Origin of the sequence: Clostridium phoceensis, assembly GCF_001244495.1 — a bacterium.
Classification (GTDB): Bacteria; Bacillota; Clostridia; order Oscillospirales; family Oscillospiraceae; genus Lawsonibacter; species Lawsonibacter asaccharolyticus.
Genome location: NZ_LN866273.1, coordinates 16,360 through 42,190, shown reverse-complemented (window position 1 = coordinate 42,190; position 25,831 = coordinate 16,360). Strand labels below are relative to the sequence as shown.

The 25,831-nt window shown below is 62.8% G+C and carries 23 protein-coding genes; 17 read left to right on the top strand and 6 right to left on the bottom strand.

Features of this window, described 5'->3' with window-relative positions; genetic code table 11:
- Window positions 1-15: 15 nt before the first annotated feature.
- The 8 genes from BN1969_RS00545 (at window position 16) to secG (ending at window position 8,494) form a co-directional block, all read left to right on the top strand.
- Window positions 16-2,250, top strand: coding sequence for a RelA/SpoT family protein (locus BN1969_RS00545; RefSeq protein ID WP_050622567.1), 2,235 nt, complete (start codon window positions 16-18; stop codon window positions 2,248-2,250).
- 29 nt (window positions 2,251-2,279) lie between these two features.
- Entirely contained in the window at window positions 2,280-2,492 is a 213-nt protein-coding gene (locus BN1969_RS00540; RefSeq protein WP_108980095.1) for an RNA-binding protein, read from the top strand.
- Between the two features lie 32 nt (window positions 2,493-2,524).
- Window positions 2,525-2,983: a D-aminoacyl-tRNA deacylase gene (gene dtd, locus BN1969_RS00535; protein ID WP_050622509.1), complete on the top strand. Its 459-nt coding sequence runs from the start codon at window positions 2,525-2,527 to the stop codon at window positions 2,981-2,983.
- A 65-nt stretch (window positions 2,984-3,048) separates the two neighbouring features.
- Window positions 3,049-3,663 carry an MBL fold metallo-hydrolase gene (locus BN1969_RS00530; protein ID WP_050622508.1) on the top strand — a complete coding sequence of 205 codons (615 nt, stop codon included), beginning with the start codon at window positions 3,049-3,051 and terminating at the stop codon, window positions 3,661-3,663.
- A 43-nt stretch (window positions 3,664-3,706) separates the two neighbouring features.
- Entirely contained in the window at window positions 3,707-5,218 is a 1,512-nt protein-coding gene (gene hemZ / locus BN1969_RS00525; protein ID WP_050622507.1) for a coproporphyrinogen dehydrogenase HemZ, read from the top strand.
- Window positions 5,219-5,222: 4 nt separating this feature from the next.
- A complete protein-coding gene (locus BN1969_RS00520; RefSeq protein ID WP_050622506.1) occupies window positions 5,223-6,161 on the top strand; it encodes a uridine kinase family protein in 939 nt (312 codons plus the stop codon).
- Between the two features lie 84 nt (window positions 6,162-6,245).
- A complete protein-coding gene (locus BN1969_RS00515) occupies window positions 6,246-8,120 on the top strand; it encodes a glycoside hydrolase family 13 protein (protein ID WP_050622505.1) in 1,875 nt (624 codons plus the stop codon).
- Between the two features lie 143 nt (window positions 8,121-8,263).
- Window positions 8,264-8,494: a preprotein translocase subunit SecG gene (secG, locus tag BN1969_RS00510; protein WP_050622504.1), complete on the top strand. Its 231-nt coding sequence runs from the start codon at window positions 8,264-8,266 to the stop codon at window positions 8,492-8,494.
- A gap of 73 nt (window positions 8,495-8,567) precedes the next feature.
- On the opposite strand, the gene BN1969_RS00505 is transcribed toward secG, so the two are convergent.
- Both BN1969_RS00505 and rpsT read right to left on the bottom strand, forming a co-directional pair.
- Complete coding sequence (locus tag BN1969_RS00505) at window positions 8,568-9,440, bottom strand: YihY/virulence factor BrkB family protein (RefSeq protein ID WP_050622503.1); 873 nt, start codon at window positions 9,438-9,440, stop codon at window positions 8,568-8,570.
- A 100-nt stretch (window positions 9,441-9,540) separates the two neighbouring features.
- Window positions 9,541-9,804, bottom strand: a complete 264-nt coding sequence (gene rpsT / locus BN1969_RS00500; RefSeq protein ID WP_050622502.1) for a 30S ribosomal protein S20 — start codon at window positions 9,802-9,804, stop codon at window positions 9,541-9,543.
- 198 nt (window positions 9,805-10,002) lie between these two features.
- Between rpsT and gpr the strand changes: the two genes are divergently transcribed.
- Window positions 10,003-10,893, top strand: coding sequence for a GPR endopeptidase (gene gpr, locus BN1969_RS00495; protein ID WP_050622501.1), 891 nt, complete (start codon window positions 10,003-10,005; stop codon window positions 10,891-10,893).
- Between the two features lie 338 nt (window positions 10,894-11,231).
- Here gpr and BN1969_RS00490 read toward each other — a convergent pair whose 3' ends face one another.
- Complete coding sequence (locus tag BN1969_RS00490; protein WP_050622500.1) at window positions 11,232-13,106, bottom strand: LTA synthase family protein; 1,875 nt, start codon at window positions 13,104-13,106, stop codon at window positions 11,232-11,234.
- 296 nt (window positions 13,107-13,402) lie between these two features.
- Between BN1969_RS00490 and BN1969_RS18155 the strand changes: the two genes are divergently transcribed.
- Entirely contained in the window at window positions 13,403-14,044 is a 642-nt protein-coding gene (locus BN1969_RS18155) for a DUF624 domain-containing protein (RefSeq protein WP_050622499.1), read from the top strand.
- A 70-nt stretch (window positions 14,045-14,114) separates the two neighbouring features.
- Here BN1969_RS18155 and BN1969_RS00480 read toward each other — a convergent pair whose 3' ends face one another.
- Window positions 14,115-14,783, bottom strand: a complete 669-nt coding sequence (locus BN1969_RS00480) for a GDSL-type esterase/lipase family protein (protein WP_050622498.1) — start codon at window positions 14,781-14,783, stop codon at window positions 14,115-14,117.
- A gap of 234 nt (window positions 14,784-15,017) precedes the next feature.
- Here BN1969_RS00480 and BN1969_RS00475 point away from each other — a divergent pair, with 234 nt between their 5' ends.
- The 6 genes from BN1969_RS00475 (at window position 15,018) to gdhA (ending at window position 22,439) form a co-directional block, all read left to right on the top strand.
- The gene (locus BN1969_RS00475; RefSeq protein ID WP_050622497.1) at window positions 15,018-16,370 is read left to right on the top strand and encodes an extracellular solute-binding protein; all 1,353 of its coding nucleotides are present in this window, start codon (window positions 15,018-15,020) and stop codon (window positions 16,368-16,370) included.
- 134 nt (window positions 16,371-16,504) lie between these two features.
- Window positions 16,505-17,443 (top strand): carbohydrate ABC transporter permease, encoded by a 939-nt coding sequence (locus tag BN1969_RS00470; RefSeq protein WP_050622496.1) that lies wholly within the window; start codon window positions 16,505-16,507, stop codon window positions 17,441-17,443.
- A gap of 14 nt (window positions 17,444-17,457) precedes the next feature.
- Window positions 17,458-18,303 (top strand): carbohydrate ABC transporter permease, encoded by an 846-nt coding sequence (locus tag BN1969_RS00465; RefSeq protein WP_050622495.1) that lies wholly within the window; start codon window positions 17,458-17,460, stop codon window positions 18,301-18,303.
- Window positions 18,304-18,351: 48 nt separating this feature from the next.
- Window positions 18,352-19,260: a dihydrodipicolinate synthase family protein gene (locus BN1969_RS00460; protein ID WP_050622494.1), complete on the top strand. Its 909-nt coding sequence runs from the start codon at window positions 18,352-18,354 to the stop codon at window positions 19,258-19,260.
- A 184-nt stretch (window positions 19,261-19,444) separates the two neighbouring features.
- Window positions 19,445-20,569 carry an ABC transporter ATP-binding protein gene (locus BN1969_RS00455; protein ID WP_050622493.1) on the top strand — a complete coding sequence of 375 codons (1,125 nt, stop codon included), beginning with the start codon at window positions 19,445-19,447 and terminating at the stop codon, window positions 20,567-20,569.
- 523 nt (window positions 20,570-21,092) lie between these two features.
- The gene (gene gdhA / locus BN1969_RS00450; protein WP_050622492.1) at window positions 21,093-22,439 is read left to right on the top strand and encodes an NADP-specific glutamate dehydrogenase; all 1,347 of its coding nucleotides are present in this window, start codon (window positions 21,093-21,095) and stop codon (window positions 22,437-22,439) included.
- A gap of 499 nt (window positions 22,440-22,938) precedes the next feature.
- Here gdhA and BN1969_RS00445 read toward each other — a convergent pair whose 3' ends face one another.
- Together BN1969_RS00445 and BN1969_RS00440 are read right to left on the bottom strand one after the other, a co-directional pair.
- The gene (locus tag BN1969_RS00445; RefSeq protein ID WP_050622491.1) at window positions 22,939-24,339 is read right to left on the bottom strand and encodes a stalk domain-containing protein; all 1,401 of its coding nucleotides are present in this window, start codon (window positions 24,337-24,339) and stop codon (window positions 22,939-22,941) included.
- A gap of 1 nt (window position 24,340) precedes the next feature.
- Window positions 24,341-24,805, bottom strand: coding sequence for an RNA polymerase sigma factor (locus tag BN1969_RS00440; RefSeq protein ID WP_050622490.1), 465 nt, complete (start codon window positions 24,803-24,805; stop codon window positions 24,341-24,343).
- Window positions 24,806-25,189: 384 nt separating this feature from the next.
- On the opposite strand from BN1969_RS00440, the gene BN1969_RS00435 reads away from it, so the two are divergent.
- A partial coding sequence (locus BN1969_RS00435; RefSeq protein ID WP_050622489.1) for a response regulator transcription factor occupies window positions 25,190-25,831 on the top strand: 642 nt, incomplete at its 3' end.

Below are 25,831 nucleotides of genomic sequence, written 5' to 3'. Positions count from 1 at the left end.
TGCGAGGTGATCCGAATGGACCCTATTCTGGAACGATATCAGGCGCTGGAAGACAAGGTGAGCGCCTATACCCCGGGACTGGACACCCAGCGCCTGTACCGGGCGTTTACCTATGCGGACGCGGAGCACAAGGGGCAGCTGCGCAAGGACGGCACCCCCTATATCACCCATCCCCTGGCGGTGGCAGAGATCGTGGCCGACCTGGGGCTGGACGCGGACTCGGTGATCGCGGCCCTGCTCCATGATACCATTGAGGACACCAACGCCACCCACGAAGAAGTGGCCAAGCAGTTCGGCGAGACGGTGGCCGCCCTGGTGGAAGGGGTGACCAAGCTGTCCCGGGTGCAGTACACCTCCAAGGAAGAGGAGCAGATGGAGAACCTGCGGAAGATGTTCATGGCCATGGCCCAGGACATCCGGGTGATCCTCATCAAGATCTGCGACCGGCTGCACAACATGCGCACCATGGAATACCAGTCCCCCGCCAAGCAGCGGGAGAAGTCTCTGGAGACCATGGAGATCTACGCGCCCATCGCCCACCGCCTGGGCATGCAGAAGCTGAAGTGGGAGCTGGAGGACCTGTCCCTGCGCTACCTGGACCCGGTAGGCTATAAGGAGATCGAGGACGAGCTGGCGGCCAGGTCCTCTGCCCATGAGGAGTTCCTGGCCGCCGTCCAGCAGCGCATCACCCAGCGGATGTGGGAAGAGGGCATCCGCTGTAAGGTCTACGGCCGGGTGAAGCACACCTACTCCATTTACCGCAAGATGTTCGCCCAGAACAAGACGCTGGATGAGATCTTTGACCTGTATGCTTTCCGGGTCATCGTGGACGACATCCCGGAGTGCTACAATGTGCTGGGCTGCATCCACGACATGTTCAAGCCGGTGCTGGGCCGATTCAAGGACTATATCGGCACCCCCAAGCCCAACATGTACCAGTCCCTGCACACCACCGTCATTGGCCGGGAGGGGGTCCCCTTCGAGGTGCAGATCCGCACCTGGGCCATGCACCAGACGGCGGAATACGGCGTGGCCGCCCACTGGAAGTATAAGCAGGGGCTGGCCAACAAGCAGCTGGGCACGGAGCACGACTTCGAGTGGGTGCGCAAGCTGCTGGAGAGCCAGCAGGACACCGACCCGGACGAGTTCGTCCGCACCCTGAAGGTGGATATGTTTGCCGACGAGGTGTTCGTCTTCACTCCCAACGGGGACGTAAAGAGCCTGCCCGCCGGCGCCACCCCCATCGACTTCGCCTACTCGGTCCACTCCGCGGTGGGCAACCGGATGGTGGGGGCCAAGGTCAATGGCCGGATGGTCCCCTATGACCACCAGCTCTCCAACGGCGACATCGTGGAGGTGCTTACCTCCAAGACGGCCAAGGGGCCCAGCCGGGACTGGCTGAAGATCGCCAAGAGTAACGAGGCCCGCAACAAGATCCGTCAGTGGTTCAAAAAAGAGAAGCGGGAGGAGAACATCGCCACCGGCCGGGCAGCTTTTGAGTCGGAGCTGAAGCACGTGGGCCTGAAGCTGGAGGCTATCACCGCCCCGGAGGTGCTGCCCAGCATCCTGCGCAAGGTGCGCTTCGGCACCTTGGACGAGCTGTACGCCTCCATCGGTTACGGCGGCACCACCGCGGTGAAAGCGGTGGCCCGCATCCGGGACGAGATGCTGCGCCTGGGCCGCCTCCAGGCGGAGAAGGCGGCGGCCGCCTCCAAGACCACGGCGGAGAGCGTCATCGTCCCCGCCAGCAGCCAGGAGGTCCCGGTGCTGAAGGGGTCCAACAAGCACTCGGACTCTGGCATCATCGTGGAGGGACTGGGCAACTGTCTGGTGAAGTTCGCTAAGTGCTGCACCCCCGTGCCCGGCGACCCGGTGGTGGGCTTCATCACCCGGGGCTACGGGGTGTCCGTCCACAGGCAGGACTGTCCCAACGCCGACCCCGGCAAGCGCAAGCCGGAGGAGGCCGCCCGCTGGGTCAAGGTCTCCTGGGTGGAGGGCAGCCTGCCCAGCTACCAGACCAGTTTGGAGCTGTCCGCCAAGGACCGGGACGGCCTGACCCTGGATGTGGCCATGGCCCTGTCCACCGCCAAGGTGAAGGTGTCCGCCCTGTCCGCCCGCTCTATGCCCGACGGCTACGCCAGCGTCAGTGTGGTGCTGGAGGTCAAGGACCGGGAGGAGCTCTCTTCCGTCATCAACAAGCTGAATAACATCCAGGGTGTCTACCAGGTGGTCCGGGCCAGCGGAAAATAATATAGATGGACAAAGGGGGGCAGGATGTCATGGTATGGGAGATCTTAGGGATACTGTTCGCTTGGACCTGGCCGATCTGGGCCTTTGTATTCGTGTTCTGCTTGGCGGCCGCCATCTCCAGGGCCGTTCAGGAGGCGGGAGACGGGAAGAGCCGGGGGAGCGGCTGGTATGCTTTTGGAGCGGCGCTGGCCCTGGCGGTCATCCTGGGCGGGCTGGTCTCCCTGATCGTCATGGCAGTGTGACGATCATCAAAAAACGATCGAGGTGAAATGCGATGAGAGCAGTGGTGACCCGGGTCTCCTCCGCCTCCGTCTCCATCGGCGGGACGGTGGAGGGAGCCATTGAGCAGGGCTTTCTGGTCCTGCTGGGGGTGGGCCCCGGAGATACGGAGGCCGTGTGTGACAAGCTGGCTGAGAAGATCTGCAACCTGCGGGTCTTTGAGGATGAGAACGGCAGGATGAACCTGAGCCTGGAGCAGGTGGGAGGTGCCCTGCTGGTGGTGTCCCAGTTCACCCTGTATGCCGATACCTCCAGCCGAAGACCTGGATTCACCGGGGCGGCCAGACCCGACCTGGCGGTCCCCCTGTACGAGCGATTCATGGAGCAGTGCCGCCGGCGGGGCTTCCAGGTGGAGCACGGGACCTTCGGCGCGGACATGCAGGTGGCGTCGGTGAACGACGGACCAGTGACCATTCTGTTCGATACGGACAAAAACGGAGCGGGAAGGGCGTAAAGCGCGGCGCGGTCCGCGCTTTGGCTGTCCCCGCCGGACTTTGACCCAAAAGAGGTGTTCTAACGATGAAAGTAAAGCTGCTGCGGGTGGGGCCCATCGGCACCAACTGCTATATTCTGGAGGACGACCAGACGAACCTGGCCGCCGTCATCGATCCCGGCGACGAGCCGGAGCTGATCCAGGAGGCGCTGGAGAAGGAGGGGGTGGAGGTCCGGTATCTCCTCCTTACCCACGGCCACTATGACCACACCACGGCGGTGCCAGCCCTCCACCGGGTGTATCCCCAGGCGGATATCTATATCCACCAGGCTGACGCCAACGGGGCGGGCAGTACCTTGTTCCCCCTGGCCGGCGAGGTGGACGATCTGAAGCTCTACGACGAGGGGGATGTGATCCGCCTGGGGGACCACGAGATCCAGGTGCTCCACACCCCCGGCCATTCCCCCGGCTCCGTCACCCTGAAGGTGGAGGACGTGCTTTTCACCGGGGACACCCTGTTCGCCGGCTCCTGCGGCCGCACCGACCTGCGGGGGGGCAGCTATGAGCAGATCATGCAGTCCCTGAAGCGGCTGGGGGAGCTGAAGGGGGACTTCCACGTCTGTCCCGGCCACGAGGCCACCTCCACCCTGGAGCGGGAGCGGAGGAGCAACCCCTTCCTGATGGAGGCCATGCGGAGCTGAGGGGGCGCCTGCCCGAAGATTTTTCCCGTGAGGAAGGTGGACTATGAAGCTGTATCTGGATCTGGACAACTATGACTACCAGCCGGAGCGCTATAAATACGCGGTGGAGCAGATGATGCTCACCCTCTTCCCGGAGGAGCGGCCGGAATATCCCCCCCGGGAGGGCCGTACACTGAAGGGGGAGACCAACGCCGCCCGCTTCACCCTGCGCCGCAGCCCCGTGTGGACCACCGTCCGCGCCCAGGTGTACCGGCCCCAGGGGATGGGGCAGGCTGCGGTCCGTGTGGGGAGCGGGGAGCTGGACCGTCCGCCGGAGCAGGTGTACCACACCCTCCAGCACGCCCTGAAGATGGCATTTTACCAGGCGGGCACCGCCCTGCTGGGGGGCGAGCCACCCTGGGGCGCCCTCACCGGCGTCAGGCCGGTGAAGCTGCCCATCCGGGCCATGCTGGCGGGGGCCACGGAGGCCCAGGCCTGCCGGGAGCTGGAGCGGGAGTACCACGTCTCCCCCCGCCGGGCCCGGCTGGCGGTGGAGTGCGCCCGGGCCAGTCTGGCGGAGGACCGGCAGCTGGAAGAGGGACAGGTGTCCCTGTATATCGGCATCCCCTTCTGTCCCACCCGGTGCGCCTACTGCTCCTTTGTCTCCGCCGACGTGGGTCGGGCCCTGAAGCTGGTGGACCCCTACGTGGAGGCGCTGCTGGAGGAGGTCCGCCGCACGGGACAGGTGCTGGAACAGGCCGGGCTGCGGGTCCGCACCCTGTATGTGGGGGGCGGGACTCCCACCACCCTCTCCGCATCCCAGCTGGACCGCCTGCTGGCGGCGGCGGAGGCCCATCTTCCCCTGGCGGGCTGCCGGGAGATGACGGTGGAGGCGGGGCGGCCGGACACCATTACCCGGGAAAAGCTGGAGGTGCTGCGGGAACACGGGATCGAGCGCATCTCCATCAATCCCCAGACCATGTCGGACCAGGTGCTCCAGGCCATCGGCCGCCGCCACACCGCCCGGGACATCCGGGAGGCGTTCTGCACCGCCCGGGAGGTGGGCTTCGCCTGCATCAACATGGACTTGATCGCCGGCCTGCCCCAGGACAGCGTGGAGGGCTTCCGGGACTCTCTGGAGGAGGTGCTGGCCCTGAGGCCTGAAAACATCACCGTCCACACCCTGGCCATGAAAAAGGGGTCCAGGCTGATGGAGGAGGGGGGCGCGCTTCCTTCCGGTGAGGAGACGGGCCGAATGGTGGACCTCAGCCTGGAGGCCCTGGAGGGGGCCGGCTACCGGCCCTATTACCTCTACCGGCAGAAGTACATGTCAGGCGGGCTGGAAAATGTGAGCTGGTGTTTACCGGGAACGGAAAACCACTATAATATCATCATGATGGAGGAACTGCAGAGCGTCCTGTCCCTAGGGGCTGGCGGGGTCACCAAGCTGGTGGACCGGAGTTCGGGGCGGATCGTCCGCCTCACCAACCCCAAGTATCCCCATGACTATTTGGCGATGTCCGCCAAAGTTCTGGAGCAGAAGGACGAGATCCTGCGCTTCTACCGGGAGGTTTGAACCAATGGCCTATCAACTTCAGGAGATCAACCGAAGGATCAAGACCGATGTCACCGAGTTTCTGGAGGAGTGCGACCAGGCGTATGCCCAGCGGGTGTCCCTGGCCGCAGACCGCATCCTGAGCAATCTGGACAAGAGCCCCGTGGTGCTGCTCTCCGGGCCCTCGGGCTCGGGCAAGACCACCACCGCCATGAAGATCGCGGAGGAGCTCCAGCGCCGGGGTGTCAATACCCACGCGGTGGCTATGGACAACTACTTCAAGAGCCTGAACCGCAAGACCGCGCCCCGCACCCCCGAGGGAGACATCGACTACGAATCTCCCCAGTGCCTGGATATGGAGCTGCTGGACCAGCACTTCGCCGCCCTGAGCCGGGGGGAGGAGATCATCATCCCCAAATTTGAGTTTGCCCGCCAGATGCGCAACGACGCCCGGGGCACCCCACTGAAGCTGGGGAAGAATGAGATCGCCATCTTTGAGGGCATCCATGCCCTGAACGACGACATCGCAGGTCCTCACCCGGAGGCCGCCAAGCTGTATATCTCCGCCCGTTCCAATGTGAACGACGGGGCGGCCCTCCGATTCAAGGGGACCTGGATGCGGCTGACCCGGCGGGCGGTGCGGGATTACAGCTTCCGCGGCACAGGTGTGGCTGACACACTGGAGATGTGGGCCAACGTGCGCCGGGGGGAGAAGCTGTATATCTCCCCCTATAAAAACCGGGCGGACATCATCTTCGACTCCTCCCTGCCCTATGAGGTGTCGGTGATGAAGAATTTTGCCCTGCCTCTGCTCCAGGCGGTGCCGGAGGAGAACGCACGGCGTGGCGAGCTGCTGGAGCTGATCGAGGCGTTCCAGTGGTTCGAGCCCATCGACCCGGAGCTGGTGCCGGTAGACTCTCTGCTGAGGGAGTTTATCGGCGGCGGCAGCTATAAGTACCATTGAACGAAGAAGAGAGAGCTGGGGCGGCAGCCCGCGGGCCGTGTGGCCCGGGGCACGCCGTGCCAGAAAAATGTGGAGTGATGTTTGATGTCTGATCCTCTTGTCTATGACTCAAGGAGCGTGCGGTTCAAATCCCCCTATGGAGCGGTCCCTTCCGGGACCCAGGTGACGTTCACCCTCCGCCCCCTGCGGTCGGAGGGCTACTCCCGGGGGAAGCTCACCGCCCGGCTGGAGCAGCGGGACAATCAGATCATCACGGTGGAGCTGCCCTGGACAGACACCGATCTGGGGCGGGATGCCTTCTCCGGCGTCCTGGACACTGGGGACTATGTGGGACTGGTGTGGTACACCTTTCAGCTGGAGACCATCACCGGTCGGCGCTGGAACATAAAGGAGGAGTACCAGCTTACCGTCTACGACGGGAGCGAGATCGTGCCCCGCTGGTTCGGGGAGGGGGTGAGCTACCAGATCTTCCCCGACCGCTTCCGCCGCACCCGGGTGCCTGACCCCGCGGGACTGGTAGGGGGGCGCACTGTCCACCAGAGCTGGCAGGAGGAGCCGGAGTACCGACCCGACGCCAACGGGGAGATCCGCAACCGGGACTTCTTCGGGGGCGACCTGAGGGGCGTGATAGAGGAGCTGGACTACCTCCAGTCCCTGGGGGTGGAGACGCTGTACTTCAACCCCATCTTCGAAGCGGCGGAGAACCACCGCTACGGCACCGCTGATTACAGCCGGGTGGACCCAATGCTGGGGACCAACGAGGACTTCTCCGAGCTGTGCCGGCAGGCCCACCGCCGGGGGATGCGGGTGATGCTGGACGGGGTGTTCAACCACACCGGCTTTGTCAGCCGCTACTTTAACGGGGACGGCTATTACCCGGAGCCAGGGGCGGTGCAGAGCGAGAGCTCCCCCTACCGGCCCTGGTTCCAGTTCCGGCACTGGCCTGACCAGTACGAGAGCTGGTGGGGGATCTATACCCTGCCTGCCGTGGAGGAGAGCTGCCCCGGCTACCGGGAGTTCATTTTTGGGGATGAGAACTCGGTGGTCCGCCGCTGGCTGCGGGCGGGGGCGGACGGCTGGCGCCTGGATGTGGCTGATGAGCTGCCCGATGACTTTGTGGCCGGGATCCACACCGCCGCCCGGGCGGAGAAGCCCGGGGCCCTGCTCATCGGCGAGGTGTGGGAGGACGGTACCACCAAGATCGCCTATGGGGTCCGGAGAAAGCACATCCTGGGCCGCCACTGCGACGGGCTGATGAACTACCCCTTCCGAAATGCCGCCCTCAACTTTCTGCGGGGCGGGGACGGGGCCAAGTTCGTTTCCGCCATGGAGGCCCTGAGGGAGAACTACCCCTCTTTTGCCTTTTACTCTGCCATGAACTCTCTGGGCACCCACGACACCCCCCGCATCATCACTCTGCTGGGGGTGGGCAGCGAGTGCAGGGACCAGAGCAAGGACTGGCGGGCCTGCTTCCGCATGAGTATGGAGCAGTACCAGCGGGGAAAGGAGCTGCTGAAAGTGGGGGCGGTACTCCTTTACGCCTTTCCCGGTTCCCCCACAGTCTATTACGGCGATGAGGCGGGACTGGAGGGCTTTGAGGACCCCTTCAATCGGAGACCCTACCCCTGGGGCCGGGAGGATCGGGAGCTGGTGGACTGGTTCGCCGCCCTGGGCAGGCTGCGGAAGGAATGCCCCGCCCTGCGGCGGGGGGATATCCGGTATCTGGCCGGGACGGGCCATCTGCTGGCTTTCCTCCGGAGCACGGAGGGGGAGCGCCTGCTCACCGCGCTGAACGCCGGGGACGAGCCGGCGGTCCTGGCTCTGCCCTGGACGGAGGAGCCGGAGCGCCTGCTGGGCGCTGGGGAGTGGGCCTTGACCGGGGAGGGCCCGGTGCTGATGCTGCCCCCCCGCAGCGGCGGGATCTGGCGCGTGGGGGAGGCGGAGCCGGCCCAGATGTAGAAGTGCCGCCAGTGGGACGAAAAAGTTCAAACGCCCCCTTGCATTTCCCTGAAAAACATGCTATACTTTTCCCTACGTCCGGGCATAGACCCGCTGAACAAACGATTTGCCCGCTCTGGGCTTTGAAAGGAACGAGAAATGCCATGAAAACTGCTGTTACCGTGATCCAGGTGCTGTGCGGACTGTTTCTGATCGCCGTGGTCCTGCTGCAGTCCGGCAAGAGCGCGGGCCTGTCTGGTGCCATCGCCGGCGGCGCGGATACCTTCCTGTCCAAGAACAAGGCCAAGACTGTGGACGCCAAGCTGGCCAAGTGGACCAAGTGGGTGGCCATCGCCTTTATGCTGCTCACCCTGTCCCTGAGCCTGATCCCCTGACTGTAAAGAGCCCCGCCTGTTTTGAAAACAAAACAGGCGGGGCTTTTTTATAAGATAGACTGGTCGGTCGGATCTATGAGCCGGTGCTGTGGTGCCGTGCCCGGCGTACTTCCAACACCCGGCTGAGCAGGGCGCCCAGCAGGAGCACGTTGCCGCAGAAGTAGAGCCACACCAGAAGGATGATGAGGGAGGCCAGAGAGCCGTACAGCATGGAGTAGCGGGAGGACAGGCCGATGAACCAAGAGAACAGAAGAGAGCCTGCCACCAGTGAGACGGCGGTGAAGAGGGAACTGAGCAGCAGCTTCCGGCTGCTGCGGAAGCGCCGGGGAGTGCCCAGGCGGTAGATGGCCAGCACCAGCAGCAGGACGAAGCAGAACAGCAGCAGATAGCGGATCCAGAGCCAGAGACTGGACAGGGCGGAGAGGGGGATCAGGCGCAGCAGGGGATGGGGCAGATGGGTCTCCAGCAGATGGAAGAACCAGTCACCGGTGAAGATGACCACCACAGACAGGTAAATGGTGAGCAGGAACAGCAGGGAGAGAATCACGCTGAGGGCGATCCGGCGCAGCCCGCCGGGGTGTTCCAGGCCATACAGCTTATCCATGGCCAGCAGCAGGGCGCGGAGCCCTGCGGAGGCGGACAGGGCGATGGCCACCAGGGCGGCGGCCACGATGGCGGGGGACTGGTTCAGGGAGGCATAGGCCAGATAGTCCTGCATGACAGCCAGGGCCTGGTCGGGCAGGACCTGGTCCAGTCCCGACAGGAGCTGCTCCAGACTCAGGTGGAACAGCCCGATGAAGTAGTTCACGCACATAAGCAGGGGGAACAGGGTCAGGATCAGAAAATAGGACAGGGCGGCGGCCGCCTGCGCCACGCCGCAGCGGCCGTAGGTGCTGAACGCCTCCAGTGTGAAGGAGATGGGCGGAAAGGACAGCAGACGCTTCAAGAGGCACCTCCTCTCGTGTCCAACGGTGTCGAATAAGGGAAAATTGAGAAAAGCCGCCTGCAAAGCAGACGGCTTTTATGGTGCAAACACAGGGCAGAACTCAGGCCAGCTTGTTCAGCTTCAGAGTCAGGCTGCTCTTCTTGTTCGCGGCATTGTTCTTGTGCAGCAGACCCTTGGCAGCAGCCTTGTCGACCGCCTTGACAGCCACCTTGTAAGCGACATCGGCCTCGCTGCGGTTGCCTTCCGCCACCGCGGCTTCAAACTTCTTGATGTCGGTCTTCAGCGCGGACTTAGCGGCCTTGTTCTGCATGGCCTTGGCCTGATTGACCAGAACACGCTTTTTGGCAGACTTAATATTCGGCAAACCAAACACCTCCTCCGATCGAATCGTAAAATGGTGCACAGAAACTCTGTGCAGATATGTATTATACCATTGGATCTTCAAAAAATCAACTGTTTTTTTAAATTTTTCCCGCTTTTTTGGATAGAATCCCTGGCGCCGCAAAAAATAGGGCAGAAGCGGCAGCTATTCCACTATATCTTGCGGAGGGAGGAGCGGGACATGCGGAACAGAAGGACGGACCTGGCTCTGGAGGCCAGGGAGCTGTGGCAGGAGTCGGCGGAGGAGCGTACCCAGCTGGAGGGGGTGGAGGCCCGGGAGGAGATGAGGGAGGGCATCCCCGTGACCCGGGTCAGCATCCTGGACAGGCGGGGGGAGGAGGCCCTGGGGAAGCCTGTGGGGACTTATGTGACCCTGACCCTGGACGGGCTGGCCAGACGGGAAGAGGATGCTTTCGGCCGGGCGGCCCGGGCGGTAGCGGCAGAGCTGGGGGAGCTGCTGGGCTTCCTTCATCCAGAGGCCCCAGTGCTGGTGGTGGGGCTGGGCAACCGAGCCATCACCCCAGACGCTGTGGGCCCCAAGGTCCACGAGTACACCCTGGTGACCCGGCACCTGGTACGGCAGGTGCCGGAGCACTTCGGGGACCTGAGACCAGTGGCATCCCTGTCTGCCGGCGTGCTGGGGACCACCGGTATGGAGAGCGGGGAACTGGTCCGGGCGGTGTCGGAGCGGCTGCGGCCCGCCTGCGTGATCGCGGTGGACGCGCTGGCCTCCCGGTCCCTAAAACGGGTGTGCCGCACGGTGCAGCTGGCGGATACCGGCATCGCCCCGGGCTCTGGGGTGGGCAACCACCGGGCGGCGCTGGACCGGGCTTCCCTGGGGGTGCCGGTGATTGCGGTGGGGGTGCCCACCGTGGTGGACGGGGCCACCCTGGCCGCCGATCTGCTGGGTACGGAGGAGCTGCCTCCCCTGGGGGAGGGGAGGGACTTGATGGTCACGCCCAAGGATATCGACAGCCAGGTGGCAGACCTGTCCAAGGTGATCGGGTACGGCATTGACCTGGCTTTACAGCCGAGCCTCACCCTGGAAGACCTGGATCTGCTGTTGAGCTGAGGGGGGAGCCGCTGCCAAATGGGAAGAAAGGGAGGTCCCGACAGAGGGGCGGCTCCCAGAGCCGCCCTTCAGGCCTTCCCCCCACCGGGGGGAAGGTGGCGCGGCGTATGCCGCGACGGATGAGGGGTCTTTCTTTTCCCGTCTCAGTCATGATTTGTCAGAGGGATTCCACCCTGCGGGGCGGAATCCCTTTTGTGGCATCCTGAGACGGAGGCGGGCCTGTACTCCTTATTTCTAATGGTTTCTTCCCGAAACGCCCCTGCCGTGGACCTTCCCCACATAGGACCAGAACACCCCCAGCCAGGACCGGAACAGAGCCGGTCCTGGCTAGGGACTTTTTAAGAAGAAATTTCCCCGGGGATGACCACAGTCTCCCGGTAGTACTGGGCCTGGAGGAACTGCTGGTAGAATCGGGCCTCCTCCGGGACGAGAGCATCTGTGAGGATGCCGCCGCTCAGGAAGAGCCCCCGAGTATGGATCAAGGGGGAGATGGCCTCCAGCTGGCGGGACAGCTCCATGAAGCCGGGGCCCTCCCAGCCGCACAGCTCAAATACCTTGTTCATCAGAAAGCAGGGAGAGAAGTCGCCGCCCTCCCCGGTGAAGCTGCTGCCCAGCGCCTCACGGGCGGCGGAGTTGGCCCAAATAAGGTAGGGGGTGGAGTAGTACTCCCGGAAGCCGGAGAGCTGAGACAGGTCGAAGCCGGCCCCGATCTCGGTGTACCCCGTATTGCCGTTGCCCATCCAGGGCTTGTGGTCCCCAAAAAGGACCAGCACAAAGGGCTCGGGCCGGGCGTTCAGCTCCCGGGTCAGCCGCTCCATGGCGGCCAGGGTGCTGGAGACATTGGACATATAGTTGTTGAGCATGTTGCAGGTCTCCGCCGACCAGCCGGTGTCCCCAGGGGACAGGAAGACCTCCTGGGCGGAGGCGGTCTCATAGGGGCCGTGGTTCTGATAGCTGACGGAGAAGGAGAACCAGGGGCCCGGTTCCCGCAGCCCGTCCAGAATACCGTCCACCAGCGCCTCGTCGGAGCGCATCACGGCATCCACCGGGTCCACCAGCGCCCCGTAGTAGTTCTCGGTGAACCAGCTCTCCTCAAAGCCCAGGTACTCGTTGACATTCTGGCGGTTGTAGAACCAGCTGTAGCCGGGGTGGTGAAAAAGGGTGTGATAGCCCTGCTCCCGGAAATACCAGACATAGGAGTCAGTGGGCTTGCGGAAGTCCTCGTGCTGAGTGTAGCCGGTGAGAAAGCCCCACTCGCTGTCCACCGTGCCGCCCGCGAAGATATTGGTCAGCAGGTCGCCGGAGACGGACTGCTCCTCCAGGTCGTGGAGCGGGGCATAGACCGCCTGGACGGCGGGCTGCTCCGCCAGGGCGGGGAAGTCGGTCAGGTCACAGAAGGCCTCCAGCATCACCCCGACCACGTTGACCCGGCGGTCCGCCGGGATGTCCTGGTCTGGATACCGGGCGAGCAGGGAGGCGGCCTCCTCCGGGTCGTAGTCCTCCGGCGGGGTGGGGAACATGTCCTGCACGCTGTACAGAAAGGGGTAGAGGCAGCCCCGGGAGACAAAGACCTCCACATCCGACCAGGGGGTGATATGGGTGTCGTTGGCGGTGCGGTCATACAGGCTCTGGTCGCAGTAGAGGGCCGCATAGGACACCGCCAGCAGGGCGGCGGAGGAGCACAGGCAGAACCAGCGAAGGGGGCCCCGGCCTATCCCGCGGGGCAGAAGGAAAACGGAGAACAGGAGGCCCAGGATCAGGCAGGCCGCACACAGCCACACCAGCCAGGTCAGGTCCAACTGATAGTGTCCCACGATCCCCCCCGCCTCAGTGACCAGGCGCAGGTCGGCGGCCAGCAGAGGGTCCCCTCGCAGGCGGATCTTGAAGTAATTCACCAGGGCCAGTCCCACACAGGGGAGGAAGCTGCCCAGAAAAGCTGCCCAGGCCCGACGGGTAAGAAAATAGAAGAACCAGATGAGCAGGATGGGCGGCAGGACATTGAGGAGCAGGAGCATGGGCTCCAACAGGAAATAGGACAGGAACAGGTCCGTGCTGTCCAGTTTGAGATAGGCGGTGGCGGCGAGCATCAGCGTCAGGACGCCGACACAGAAGCCCAGCCCTGTCAGGGCAAATGCCAGCCAGACGTGGTGCCAGCGGAGCAGTTTGGGCTGGGTCCCTGGGGGAGCCAGCAGAACAGCGCGCAGCCGAGTCATTCAGATCACCTCATGCGGGATGGGGGACGCGGCCCCATAATGGAGCAGTATATCACAGCGGACCGGAAAAAGAAACAGCGGATTTCCCAGGCGATCCAGCCCGATGCCCGGGCAGCCGCCCCCTGCGTGGAATGCGGGGCCCAAGGGACGGGAAGGGGCGGCAGCTCCAAGCATCCCGTGGGGGGCCCAGACCCGCCCCGCAAACTCCCGTCTTGCCTCTGCTGCCGTTCCAGTGGTATAATGTTTCCCGACCTATCACAGATACGGGACTATGTCCCGGGGAAAGGGTGTCGCTTATGGGGCTCAGAGGTATTTTTGATCCGGAAAACGGCTTTTTCCGCACACTCTCCCGCATGGTGGACGTGGTGGGGCTCAGCCTTTTATGGGTGGTGCTCTCCCTCCCTCTGGTCACCTTCGGCCCGGCCTGTGCCGCCCTGTACCACACGGTGACCCACTGTGTGGTCCGCCAGGGGGACAGCACCTACCTCACCTTCTTCCGCTCCTTCCGGGCCAATCTCCGGGTGGGCATCCCCGCCGGCCTGCTGGTCCTGGCCGCGGGCGCCCTGCTCCTCCAGGGGTACCAGATCATGGTCCTGGCGGCCAATTCCGTGGGCGGCGGCGCCCTGGCCATGTACGGCTGCTACTGCGCGGCCCTCATCGTCCCCGCCGGCGTGTCCTGCTGGGCCTTCCCTCTGCTGTCCCGCTTCCAGATGGGGCTGGGACACCTGCTGGTCACTTCCTTTCAGGTGACCCTGCGCCACCTGCCCCAGACCCTGCTCCTGATCCTGCTCCTGTTCGTCACGGTGTGGACCACGGCCGGCTTCTTCCCGCTGGCCGTCTTCACCCCCGCTCTCAACGCACTGCTCGCCTCCATGCCCGCGGAGCGCGTTATCCGCCGGTATCTCCCAGAGAAGGAGCCTGAAGGGGAGGAGCTGTGACCCTCTCCGCACCTCTCATTCGACGGCAAACGGGCGGGGACACCATTCCCGGTGTCCCCGCCCGCTTTTTTCACTGCCCGAGCGCCCCCGTGGCCGGATCGGAGAGGACCGCTTCCACCCTGGCCGCCAGCTGGGCATGGCCCGCCTGGGTCAGGTGCATGTGGTCCACTCGATTCAGCTCACAGCCCTCCCCGTCCAGGAAACGCGCGCCTAGCCTGGCTGCCAGCCGGCGGTAGTGCTCCGCCAGCTGACGGGACTTCTCCGCGCATCCCCAGCCCATGGCAGCGGCCACGGGGGAGTGCTCCACCTCCGGACGAATGGCGGGAGGCGCCACGACCAGCAGGTCGGGTCCCCCGGGTCCCCAGCAGTCCTCTGACATGGCCTGCCGGGCCAGCCGCTCCATCCCACGGGCGATCTCCTCCGCCGAGAGGCCGAAGCGCTCCTTGGTGTCGTTGGTACCCAGCATCAGGATCAGCAGGGAGACCGGGGCATGGCTCAGCAGGCAGGGACGCAGATAGGAAATGGCGTCCAGCCCCGGCTCCAGGGGATCGGGGAATACCGTGGTCCGCCCGCACAGTCCCTCCTCGATCACCAGATATTCCTCTCCCAGGGCGCGCTGGAGCAGACAGGGCCAGCGTTCCGCCTCGCTGAACCGGCCTCCGCAGAGGGTTTCCCCCTCCTGAGCTCCACAGTAGCCGTGAGTATTGGAGTCGCCCAGACAGATAACATGGCGCTTCATGATATTTCAGTCCCCCGTTTTGTTTATTTTTTTGTACCTATAACCTATCAGTTTTCCTGAAATTGTCAAGGTTTTGTTTCAATTTGGGTCTAACTCCACGTTAAAAATTTTCTTTTTTCGCAATTTGTGAAAATTTTTTCATTCCGTCTTGACAAGCTCAGTGATTTCCTATAAAATTTTCTTAACCCAATCGGCAATTATTTGTGAAAAATGATTCACAAGGAGGACAATGAAATGAAATTTAAAAAAGTAGCAGCTCTTGTCTTGGCTTCCGCCATGACGCTGGGCCTGGCTGCCTGCGGCAACGGCAACAGCTCCACCCCCAGTCAGTCCAGCGGCGGTGCCTCTTCATCGGGCACCACCTCCAGCAGCGCCACTGAGATCAGCCTGTGGTCCTTCAACATCGGCGGCTTCACCGAGGCCTCCAACTGGGATTCCCTGATCGCCGCTTTCAACGAGGCCAACCCCGACATCAAGGTCACCGTCACCCCTATCAACTATCAGGACGGCGACCAGAAGCTCACCTCCGCCATCACCTCCGGCAGCGGCCCCGACATCATCTTTGAGGGCCCCGAGCGCATCGTGGGCAACTACGCCCGTGAGGGCCTGATGGTGGACCTGGGCGACGTGTGGGGCGATGCCTCCGCGGATATTGGTGAGAATATTTCCAGTGTCTGCCAGCTGGACGGGACCTACTACATGTACCCCCTGAGCGCGGCCGCCCACTGCATGGCCATCAACTACGAGGTCTTTGAGGCCGCCGGCGCCCTGCAGTACATTGACGAGGAGACCCGCACCTGGACCACCGAGGGCTTCGAGGCCGCCATGGCTGCCATCAAGACTGCCATCGACAACGGCACCGTCACCGTGGCCACCCCCGGTATCGTCTACTGCGGCGCCCAGGGCGGTGACCAGGGTACCCGCGCCCTAGTGAACAACCTGTACTCCGACTACTATGTCACCGAGGACGGCACCTCCTACAATGCCAACAGCGCCAACAATGTGAAGGCTCTGACCCTGCTGCAGAACATGGTGAACGCCGGCTCTCTGTCCGCCAACGCCAGCTACGCCGCTGCCGATGAGCTTCAGGCTTTCGCCAACCAGACCTGTGCGGTCAGCTTCTGCTGGAACTTCTCCAACTACAGCCAGTACGCGGACCAGACCCAGTTCACCCCCTTCGCCATGGCGTTCCCCTCTGACGATGGCACCCCCGAGCTGGAGATGGCCGGCCCCTACGGCTTCGGTATCTTCGACAACAAGGACCAGGCTAAGATCGACGCCGCCAAGAAGTTCATCGACTTTGTCTGCAACGATGCCACCGCCGGTGTGGAGGCTGTGAAGACCTCCAGCTTCTTCCCTGTGCACTCCGACTGGGGCGATGTCTACGCCGACGCTGAGGATGCCGACCTGCGCGCTCCCTTCGCCCTGATGAGCAACTATCTGGGCCGCTACTACAACCTGACCGGCGGCTGGACCGAGCAGCGCGCCCTGTGGTGGCCCATGCTCGCTGAGATCCTGACCACCGGCGCTGACGTTCAGACCGCTGCCGACAACTTCGTGTCTCAGGCGAACGCCAACATCGGCTGACCTCCTGCGGAAGCACGTATCCTGTTCCATGCGATCCTGTGCCCGCTCCCTGAATGAGAGGGGGCGGGCACTGTGTATCTTCCGTCCTCCCCGGGGGAGGGCAGGCAAATTCTTGTCAAAGAGGGGGAAATCTTATGGCTCAGAACACTCCTGCTCCGGCTGCCGGACAGAAGCCTAAAAAAGTCAAGAAAAGCGCTACCTCCGGTATGAGCCGCGCGCTGGTGCGGCGGGAGACCACCTCGGCCTACCTGTTCCTGCTGCCCAGCCTGATCTTCTTTGTGACCTTCGTGGTCGTCCCCATGTTCATCTGTGTGTATTACAGCTTTACCGACTACGGACTGGGCGGCGTCAAGGGCTTCGCCGGCCTGTCCAACTACATCAAGCTGTTCCAGGACCCCATCTTCCACCGCGGCTTTCTGAACACGGTGCTCATGGTGGTGGTGGCGGTGCCCAGCGTCACCGCATTCTCCCTGTGGGTGAGCTCCGCCATCTACAAGATGCACTCCATTCCCCGCTCCTTCTTCCGATGTGTGTTCTACCTGCCGGTGGTCACCGGCTCGGTGGCCATCACCGTGGTGTGGAAGTGGATCCTGGACCCCTACAACGGCATCCTCAATCAGGTGGCCGGCACCTCCAGCTTTGACTGGCTGGGCAATCCCAAAACCGCCATCTGGTTTATCATCCTGATCCTGTTCACCACCTCCATCGGTCAGCCCATCGTGCTGTATGTGGCGGCTCTGGGCAATGTGGACAACTCCATTATCGAGGCAGCCGAGGTGGACGGCGCCACCAAGTTTCAGGTGTTCTGGAAGATCAAATGGCCCTCCATCATGCCCACTACCCTGTATGTGCTGGTCATCACCACCATCAACACCTTCCAGTGCTTCGCGCTGATCCAGCTGCTGACCAAGGGCGGCCCGCTGAACTCCACCATGACCATCATGTACCAGGTCTACGACACCGCGTACCGGCTCAACGACCTGGGCTATGCCTGTGCCATCGGCGTGGTTCTGGCCCTCATCATCGCCATTTTCTCCGCCATCCAGTTCAAAGTGGCGAAGACTGACAATTAAGGAGGGGCGAGAACATGAAAAAAACCACTGATCTGAGCGGCACCTCCAAGGGGTATAAGGTTTTCTCCGTGGCCATCCTGGTGGTCATGGTGATCTTCTTCCTGTTCCCTCTGTACTGGATCGTCACCGGCTCCTTCAAGAACAAGCTGGAGATTACGGCCCGGACGCCCATCTGGTTCCCCATCGAACCCACGGTGGAAAACTACGCCCGGCTGTTTGACAACCCCGCCTTCCTGTGGCTGTTCAACATCATCTTCATTTCGGCGGCGGCTATGATCCTGACCTGTCTCACCGCCTCCCTGGCGGGCTACGCCCTGGGCAAGAAGCGCTTCATCGGCCGGGGCGTCCTGTTCACCATCATCATCTGCGCCATGGCCCTGCCCAAGCAGGTCATCGTCATCCCTCTGGCCCAGGAGATGACCAACTTCTTCCATCTGAACGATACCCTTTGGGCCGTCATCCTGCCCACGGTGGGCTGGCCCTTCGGCGTATTCCTGATGAAGCAGTTCTCCGAGACCATCCCGACAGAGATCCTGGAGGCGGCCCGGGTGGACGGCGCGGGTGAGCTGCGCACCTTCATTACCGTGGTCTTCCCTATGATCAAGCCCGGTATCGGTGCGCTGGCAATCTTCACCTTCGTCAACACCTGGAACGACTACTTCCTCCAGCTGGTCATGCTCACCAGCATGGAGAGCTGGACCCTGCCGCTGGCCATCGCCAACCTTCAGGGCGAGATGTCCACTGACTTCGGCCTGATCATGGCGGGCGCGGCGCTGGCCTCCATCCCCATCATCATCGTATTCGTGGCCTTCCAGAAGTACTTCACCCAGGGTATCGCCATGGGTGCGGTCAAGGGCTGATCCTAAAAAACTTTAAATCTTTGCAAATTATATTGGAGTGATCGATTTATGCGCGATTTCAGCAAATATCAGGGCGTCATCCCGGCATTCTACGCATGCTATGACGATTTGGGCGCCGTCAGCGCCACCAAGGTGCGGGAGCTCACCCGCTATCTGATCGGCAAGGGCGTGAAGGGCCTGTATGTGGGCGGCTCCTCCGGCGAGTGCATCTACCAGAGTGTGGAGGAGCGCAAGCTGGTCCTGGAGAATGTGAAGGCCGAGGCCAGAGGCAAGGTCACCATCATCGCCCACGTGGCCTGCAACAACACCTCTGACAGCCAGGCCCTGGCCGCCCACGCGGAGAGCCTGGGGGTGGACGCTATCGCCGCCATCCCACCCATTTACTTCCACCTGCCTGACTACGCCATCGCCAAGTACTGGAACGACATCTCCGCCGCCGCCCCGAACACGGATTTCGTCATCTACAACATCCCCCAGCTGGCCGGTGTGGCCCTGAACGGCTCCCTGCTCAAGGAGATGCTGAAGAATCCCCGGGTCATCGGCGTAAAGAACTCCTCCATGCCTGTCCAGGACATTCAGATGTGGAAGGACGAGGGCTGCATCGTATTCAACGGCCCCGATGAGCAGTTCCTGTCCGGCCTGGCGGCGGGCGCCATCGGCGGCATCGGCGGCACCTATGCCGTCATGCCCGAGCTGTATCTGAAGATCTATGAGCTGTACGGCAAGGGTGAGATGGAGACTGCCCGCCAGATCCAGAACGAGGCCTGCCGCATCATTTACAAGATGTGTACCGCCAAGGGCAACCTGTACGCGGTCCAGAAGGCCATCATCCGTCTCCAGGGCGGCCCCGACGCGGGCAGCGTCCGCCTGCCCATGCCCCCTCTGGCCGACGGAGACGCATCCATCGTGCGGGAAGCGGCAGGGATGATCTCGGCTGCCATCGGGAAGTACTGCTGATCTAACGAGACCAGGGCCGTGGAACTACTCCATTCTTCATAGTCCTCGGACCCATAAAAAAGGAGGAAGAAAAGACCGCCGGCCGGCGGTGCGGCAGTGTGGAGACCTGTCGTAAGCCCCGGGAGGGACAGTCCGTCCGGGGGAGGGGCCTGCTGCGGAGGCAGAGGTCTCACGGCCAGAAGCCATGTCAACTGTCAGTCTGAAGAACATCTACAAGATCTATGACAACTCGGTCACCGCAGTGAGCGACTTCAACCTGGAGATCGCGGACAAGGAGTTCATCGTGCTGGTGGGCCCCTCCGGCTGCGGCAAGTCCACCACCCTGCGGATGGTGGCGGGCCTGGAGGAGATCAGCAAGGGAGAGCTGTACATCGACGGCAAGCTGGTCAACGACGTGGAGCCCAAAGACCGGGACATCGCGATGGTGTTCCAGAGCTACGCACTGTATCCCCACATGACGGTGCGGGAGAACATGGAATTCCCCCTGAAGCTGAAGAAAGTGCCCAAGGAGGAGATCCAGCAGCGGGTGGACCAGGCGGCGGAGATCCTGGGCATCACCCAGTATCTGGACCGGAAGCCCAAGGCGCTGTCCGGCGGCCAGCGGCAGCGTGTGGCCATCGGGCGAGCCATTGTCCGGGAGCCCAAGGTGCTGCTGATGGATGAGCCCCTGTCCAACCTGGACGCCAAGCTGCGCAACCAGATGCGTGCGGAGATCATCAAGCTGCGGCAGCGGATCAACACCACCTTCGTGTACGTGACCCACGACCAGACAGAGGCCATGACCCTGGGCGACCGGATCGTGATCATGAAGGACGGCTTTGTGCAGCAGATCGGCACCCCCCAGGAGGTCTTTGAGAAGCCCATCAACATCTTCGTGGCCGGCTTCATCGGTACGCCCCAGATGAACTTCTTCAACGCCCGCCTGGAGAAGAAGGGCGGCGACTACTCGGTGGAGTATGCCGGGGCCAGCTTCCCGCTGGACGGGGAGATGAGCGCCAAGCTGGCCGGGAAGGGACAGCAGAGCGCCGACGTGATCCTGGGCGTGCGTCCGGAGCACATCGCGGTGCAGAAGGACCCTTCCGCCTCCGCCATCGAGGCATCCATCGAGGTGTCCGAGCTGATGGGCAGTGAGCTGTACCTCCACGCCACCGTGGAGGGCGGCCAGGAGGTGGTCATCCGCACCCCCACCGTAGAACTGCCGGCGGAGTACCGGGGCGGCGTGCCCTATGGCACCAAGCTCCGCTTCACCTTCTCCCCCAGCCTCATCCATCTCTTCGACCCCGAATCTGAGAAGAGCCTGCTCGTCTGAATCGAGGAACAGAAGTAGGAAGACACGGATAAGCACCCGGTGCGGCCCCCGTCCGATCATGCGGACGGGGACCGCGCCTTTTTGCAGAGGGCCCCAGCACCCGCCCACCTCCGGGCGGGACCGTGCCCGTTCCAGCCTCCCTGTTCCGGCGCTGACGAGCCGGAGCAGGGAGGCTTTGCGCCCGGGCGGACATGTTTGGCGGGCCTTTGTCCGAATATACCATATTTTCCCATAGTTTTCGGTATTTTTAACAAAGTCATAGGGCGGCCTGCGTGCTCTCCCCGGCAGCCCCGGCGGCCAGTCTGGATTTTGATGCAGCTCATCCGTCTTTTTTGCATTATAATTTTTGCGCTCCTTTGTTTTTAATGGATTTGGCGGTAAAAATCCGTCATTTTCGTTAAAATATGAATTATTTATTTTCCCATCTTGCGTATCAATTTTTAAAGGACTATAATAGCATCACTTCGCTAACTCAATAAAGTACCTGGTGCCAGAGAAAACAAATTTCTAGGAGTGGTCAACAATGTCCTTTCAGAACGCTTACCTTAATTCCGTGATGGATGATCTGCGGGCCCGCTACGCCCACGAGCCCGAGTACCTCCAGGCTGTGGAGGAATTTCTGGAGCCCCTTTCCCCTGTGATCGATTCCGACCCCCGCTATGAGCAGCAGAACATCGTGGGCCGCATGGCCGAGCCGGAGCGCCTGATCTGCTTCCCGGTGTCCTGGGTGGACGATCAGGGCAAGACCCGCCTGAATCACGGTTTCCGGGTGCAGCACAGCTCCGCCCTGGGCCCCTATAAGGGGGGGCTGCGATTCCATCCCTCTGTCAACCAGTCTGTCATGAAATTCCTGGCCTTTGAGCAGACTTTTAAGGACTGTCTGACCACCCTCCCCATGGGCGGCGGCAAGGGCGGGTCCGACTTCGATCCAAAGGGTAAGTCCGACGGCGAGGTCATGCGGTTCTGCCAGGCCTTTATGAATGAGCTCTACCGCCACATCGGTGAGAACACCGACGTCCCTGCGGGTGACATCGGCGTGGGCTGCCGGGAGATCGGCTACCTCTTCGGACAGTACAAGAAGCTGAAGAACCAGTGGACCGGCGCCATCACCGGAAAGAGCCTGGCCTCCGGCGGCTCCCTCACCCGCACCGAGGCCACCGGCTTCGGCCTGTGCTACTTCGGCGCCGCCTATCTGGCCGACCACGGCCAGTCCTTCCAGGGGAAGAAGGTCATCATCTCCGGCTCGGGCAATGTGGCCACCTACGCCAATCAGAAGTGCACCGAGATGGGAGCCACTGTGGTGGCCATGAGCGACTCCAACGGCTATGTGGTGGACGAGAACGGCATCGACTTCCGCATCATCCAGCAGATCAAGGAGCAGAAGCGGGAGCGCATCAGCACCTATCCCAACTATGTCCCCACGGCCAAATACGTGGAGGGCTGTGCCGGCATCTGGTCCGTCCCCTGCGACATCGCCATGCCCTGCGCCACCCAGAACGAGATCGACACCGACTCCGCCAAACTGCTGGTGTCCAACGGCTGTAAGGCCGTCTTTGAGGGCTCCAACATGCCCTGTACTCCCGAGGCCATCCAGGCCATCAAAGCCTCCGGCCTCCTCTACTCCCCCTCCAAGGCTTCCAACGCCGGCGGCGTGGCTGTCTCCGGCCTGGAGATGAGCCAGAACAGCGAGCGCCTGTACTGGACCTTTGAGGCGGTGGACGCCAAGCTGAAGGAGATCATGGAGAACATCTACCGCCAGTGCGCCGACACCGCAGCTAAGTACGGCCAGGAGGGTGACATCCAGGCCGGCGCCAATATCGTCAGCTTCCTGAAGGTGGCCGACGCCATGCTGTGGCAGGGCGTGTATTGATCGCTCCGTCTGAGCCCCTATCAGAATGCGTCCCCGGGACAGAAACTGTCCCGGGGACGCATCAGCTTGTGGAAAAAGCATGGCAGAGTTCGCGCCCGCAGACGCAAACCAAGTTCTGAGCTGGTTTTCCCGGCGACATGTGCGTCGGGAAAACCAGCTCAGGCTGCAGGTGCAGGCAGACTGTCGAAAAAACGGCCAGCCAAAGGACTCGGAGGAAAAGATACTGTGAAAGAAAACCTTCAGGGTTGTCTTTCACATGCAATCAAACCACTTTTCAGAACGTTAAAACGTTCTGAAAAGTGCTCTCAGCTCGTCGAAAATGCTTTGTCGACAAGCTGAGGGTTTGCCCGCCTGCGGCGGACAGACCCTGCGCGCAGCACTGCTGCTTTCTCGAAAAAGTGACTTTTCCACTTTTCGACAGTTTCACGCGCCCCCGGGACAGTTTCTGTCCCGGGGGCGCGTTGATATACCGGGGTGTGGGCCCGATGCCAGTCCCCCTTTATTTCAGACCAGGCGGCATGATCCGCAGGGCGTAGGTCATGCTCTGGCAGGGGATCTCCAGGTAGTCGCAGACCTTCCAGTTGAGGTACACCTGGCCGTCCCGCTCCACAGTGGGGCCGAAGGTCATCTCCTCTGCTCCATCCACCACCAGCTCCTCAGTCCCTACGGTGAGCACCGCGGTGTGGCCCCGGTAGGTGATGGTCACCGTCCCGGCCTCACGGTCCCAATGACAGCCGGCTCCCAGCCGGCTGCACAGCTCCGCCGCCGGCACCTGGTCGTCAGCGCTCCAGCCGGGGTAGTAGAGGACGAAGGGCCGCAGGCTCTCGTCCAGCTCCGCCGGGACGGGCCCGCTGCTGTCCACCGGGTACTCCAGGTCCCCAAGGATCACCGACTCCACCTGGTCCAGATCCACCACCCGGTCAAAGAAGCCGATGGTGGTCTCGGTGATGGTGCGCTGGCCCTCCGGGGCATCGTCATACTCCGGACGGGTACCCCACCCGGCCTTCAGGTCGCCGGGGGTGTAAATGGTGCCGTCCTTCAGCTTCAGGAAGAACTCCCCCTGGAGGAAGGTGTCCCAGGACTCCTCCCACTCCCCATAAGAGTAGACCAGCTTGTAGCTCAGGGGGCCGAACTCCAGCAGGTGGACGGTGGCGCTCCGGTCCCACTCCGGATTGAGGAGGATCTTGCACTCCGGCTCCACCGTCACGGCGCCCATGGAGCCCACCTCCGGCAGACGGATGGCATACTTCGGTCCCATGCAGTCCACCCCGATCCACAGGGTGTCCAGTCCCTCCTCCATCTCGTTGGGGTCGAATTCCACCCGGAGCTGGGTGGTCACGCTCCGGTCGGTGCGCAGGCTGATGTCTTCCCAAAAGCTGTAGCTGTGCTCACCCTCCAGTTTGGGGGAGGCGTTGCAGTACCGCCAGGACAGCTGTTCCCCCGCGTAGTCGGCGCTGGCCAGCCATACATCTCCGGGATCAAAGGTGGACTCAGGGGCATCATAGCGCTCCCATGGGCTCATCTGGGCCCCCTCCATCAGCCAGGCCGCCCCCTCGTCGGTGAGGGCCTCCAGGGTCACCTGGGCTACCAGGCCGTACTGGTCTACCACGGCGCTGTCCAGGGTCAGGCGGAATTTCCCGTCCGACACGCTCTCGCCCCCCTGGATATAGGGCTCCACCACGCTCAGGTCGCCCTTGAAATACCGCTCCAAAAATCCGCTGTTCACTGCCAGGGCGGTGCCCATCAGCAGTGCTGCCGCCAGGGCCGCTACCCCCGCAGCACGTATCCTGTGCTTCATCGGTCTGCTCCTTTCCGTCTGCCCCTCCGCCAGCACCCGCTCCATCAGCTCGGGCGCAGGACGGATCTGCTCCATCATCTGCTTGTATTCTCTTCGATCCATGCTATCCCTCCTCCAGCAGCACCCGCAGCCTGTCTCTGCCCCGCATCAGCTGGGACCGCACCGTGGCCGGGCTCCGGTCCAGCAGCCGGGCGATCTCCTCCGTGGTCATGTCCTCGTAGTAGTAGAGGTGGAGCACCGTGCGGTACTTGTCCGGCAGGCGGCGCAGCTCCTCCCAGAGCGCCTCTCCCTCCGGGGAGGGGGCCTCCAGCGTCTCACTGAGGGGCTCCGTCCGCCGCCGCCAGGGCGCCGCATGAAGCTTTTTGGCGCAGTTGATAGTGACCCGCAGCAGCCAGGCCTTCCGGTGCTCCTCCGAGGTGAACTGGGGGTCGCTGCGGAGGTAGCGGAGAAAGACCTCCTGGTACACATCCTCAGCGTCTGCGGTGTTCCCCGTCCGGGCAAAGGCAAGGCGATAGACCATGTCAGAGTAGCGGCGGACCGTCTCCTCCGCCTGGCTCGTCCGGTCCATGTCATCCCCCTCCTTTCACCTCAAACACCCCACAGCGGGGCAAAATGTTGCAGGGATCAAAAAATTTTTGCGCGGCCCCTGAACCGGACCTGCGCAGGGGCACACAGTGGGTGTCTGCCTCATAGAAGCGGGACGGGAGAAGAAAGACCCCTCATCCGTCACGGCTTCACCGTGCCACCTCCCCCCAGAGGGGGGAAGGCTTTGGGGGCGGTCCGCACCTTTCCTCTTTTGTGATCTCCTCATTTATGGTATATATATATCAGGAAAAATGGAAGGGCCGGCGGCCGGGCCCCATCTGTAAGAAACTTGTAAGACTTCCCCCAGCTTTTTTGTAAGAAATCTCTGCTATCCTGTTCCCAGGCAAACCGAGAGAGGAGCTGCGCTATGGACACAAAGGAGACCGTCCTGGTGGTGGATGACGACCGGGAGATCGTGGGGGCCATCGCCCTGGCCCTGGAAAAGGAGGGCTACCGGGTGCTGCGTGCCTATGACGGCATGGAGGCCCTGGACCACGCCCTGGACCCGGAGCTGCGGCTGATCCTGATGGATGTGATGATGCCCCGCCTGGACGGCCTCTCCGCCGTCCTCCGCATCCGGGAACGGCGCAACCTGCCCATCATTGTCCTGTCCGCCAAGAGCGAGGAGAGCGACAAGGTGCTGGGACTGTCCATGGGGGCGGATGACTATGTGACCAAGCCCTTCTCCACCCAGGAGCTGGTGGCCCGGGTGCGCAGCCAGCTGCGGCGGTACACCCGGCTTGGGGATGTGAACGCCTCCGCCAGAGACCGGCGCATCGTCAGCGGCCGGCTGTCCTACGACCCGGACAGCCGGGTCCTGACGGCGGACGGGGACGAGGTGAAGCTCACCGCAACGGAGCTGGGCATCCTGGACCTGCTGATGTGCAACTTGGGCCGGGTCTTTCCTGCGGAGGAGATCTACCGCCGGGTCTGGGGGGAGGAGGCCTACGCCTCGGAGAACACAGTGATGGTGCACATCCGCCGGATCAGGGAGAAGATCGAGCTCAAC

Bases quoted from the DNA above. Each gene is read 5' to 3' on its own strand.
- BN1969_RS00465 (WP_050622495.1), top strand. From the start codon at position 17,458: ATGAAAAAAACCACTGATCTGAGCGGCACCTCCAAGGGGTATAAGGTT.
- BN1969_RS00540 (WP_108980095.1), top strand. From the start codon at position 2,280: ATGGTATGGGAGATCTTAGGGATACTGTTCGCTTGGACCTGGCCGATC.
- BN1969_RS00445 (WP_050622491.1), bottom strand. From the start codon at position 24,339: ATGGATCGAAGAGAATACAAGCAGATGATGGAGCAGATCCGTCCTGCG.
- BN1969_RS00515 (WP_050622505.1), top strand. From the start codon at position 6,246: ATGTCTGATCCTCTTGTCTATGACTCAAGGAGCGTGCGGTTCAAATCC.
- secG (WP_050622504.1), top strand. From the start codon at position 8,264: ATGAAAACTGCTGTTACCGTGATCCAGGTGCTGTGCGGACTGTTTCTG.
- BN1969_RS00520 (WP_050622506.1), top strand. From the start codon at position 5,223: ATGGCCTATCAACTTCAGGAGATCAACCGAAGGATCAAGACCGATGTC.
- hemZ (WP_050622507.1), top strand. From the start codon at position 3,707: ATGAAGCTGTATCTGGATCTGGACAACTATGACTACCAGCCGGAGCGC.
- BN1969_RS00545 (WP_050622567.1), top strand. From the start codon at position 16: ATGGACCCTATTCTGGAACGATATCAGGCGCTGGAAGACAAGGTGAGC.
- dtd (WP_050622509.1), top strand. From the start codon at position 2,525: ATGAGAGCAGTGGTGACCCGGGTCTCCTCCGCCTCCGTCTCCATCGGC.
- BN1969_RS00470 (WP_050622496.1), top strand. From the start codon at position 16,505: ATGGCTCAGAACACTCCTGCTCCGGCTGCCGGACAGAAGCCTAAAAAA.
- BN1969_RS18155 (WP_050622499.1), top strand. From the start codon at position 13,403: ATGGGGCTCAGAGGTATTTTTGATCCGGAAAACGGCTTTTTCCGCACA.
- BN1969_RS00460 (WP_050622494.1), top strand. From the start codon at position 18,352: ATGCGCGATTTCAGCAAATATCAGGGCGTCATCCCGGCATTCTACGCA.
- BN1969_RS00475 (WP_050622497.1), top strand. From the start codon at position 15,018: ATGAAATTTAAAAAAGTAGCAGCTCTTGTCTTGGCTTCCGCCATGACG.
- BN1969_RS00530 (WP_050622508.1), top strand. From the start codon at position 3,049: ATGAAAGTAAAGCTGCTGCGGGTGGGGCCCATCGGCACCAACTGCTAT.
- BN1969_RS00480 (WP_050622498.1), bottom strand. From the start codon at position 14,783: ATGAAGCGCCATGTTATCTGTCTGGGCGACTCCAATACTCACGGCTAC.
- BN1969_RS00490 (WP_050622500.1), bottom strand. From the start codon at position 13,106: ATGACTCGGCTGCGCGCTGTTCTGCTGGCTCCCCCAGGGACCCAGCCC.
- gdhA (WP_050622492.1), top strand. From the start codon at position 21,093: ATGTCCTTTCAGAACGCTTACCTTAATTCCGTGATGGATGATCTGCGG.
- BN1969_RS00440 (WP_050622490.1), bottom strand. From the start codon at position 24,805: ATGGACCGGACGAGCCAGGCGGAGGAGACGGTCCGCCGCTACTCTGAC.
- gpr (WP_050622501.1), top strand. From the start codon at position 10,003: ATGCGGAACAGAAGGACGGACCTGGCTCTGGAGGCCAGGGAGCTGTGG.
- BN1969_RS00455 (WP_050622493.1), top strand. From the start codon at position 19,445: ATGTCAACTGTCAGTCTGAAGAACATCTACAAGATCTATGACAACTCG.